General features: G+C 65.0%; 1 pseudogene. It reads right to left on the reverse strand.

The window, feature by feature from the left end:
- Nucleotides 1-701, reverse strand: a pseudogene (gene tssI, locus EA795_RS21570) (type VI secretion system tip protein TssI/VgrG); the annotation flags it as partial.

A 701-nucleotide genomic window follows, 5' to 3' on the forward strand; every position in this document is an offset into this window, starting at 1 on the left:
CGATGCCGCCGTAGCGGTCGCCGGCCCAGCTGGAGGATACGCGTAGCCAGCAGCTGGATTTGTCGTCCGCCAGGCCTTCACGGTCCCCGTGCTTTCTGTCCCAAAAGAAATGTACTTTCACGCGGCCGTACTGGTCGCAGTGGATTTCCTCGCCGGCGGGGCCAGTGACCACGGCGGTCTGGCTGCCGAGGACTTTGGGTTTGGGGTGTTCGAGCCGGGGGCGATAGAAGATGTCCCAGGGCGTGGCGGTGAAGTGGTTGCGGTAGCCTTGGGTGAAGTTGCTATCCCCCTCTCCCCTATGCCGGGCGCCCCAACCCTCTCCCGCCAGGGGAGAGGGAGCTTGATTGTGCATAGCCGAGGGATTGGTGACNAAGGTCGTTCCACTGTTGGCGCGGGTGGTCGGTGAGGGCAAGGAAGTGGCCGCTCGCCAGGTAGGCGTCGCTGAGACCCTCGGCCAGTTCGTAATCAGCGCGCAGGCGCTCCAGGCTGCGTTTGGCCAGGTGCTTGCCTCGGATGCGGTCGGTGAAGCGGCCGGGATAGTCGTAGGCTTCCAGCGTCGGCGTGAATTCGCCCCCATAGCCGGCTTCCATCCTCAGCCGGGGTTGTTCGAAGTCATAGTCGCGGAAGGTGGCGTGGCTGCTGCGGGTTTCCAGGCGCACGCCGAAGCGCTTGACGACTGCCCGGTCTGCAACCAGGCCGGA

Source organism: Stutzerimonas nitrititolerans, assembly GCF_003696285.1.
Lineage (GTDB): Bacteria > Pseudomonadota > Gammaproteobacteria > Pseudomonadales > Pseudomonadaceae > Stutzerimonas > Stutzerimonas nitrititolerans.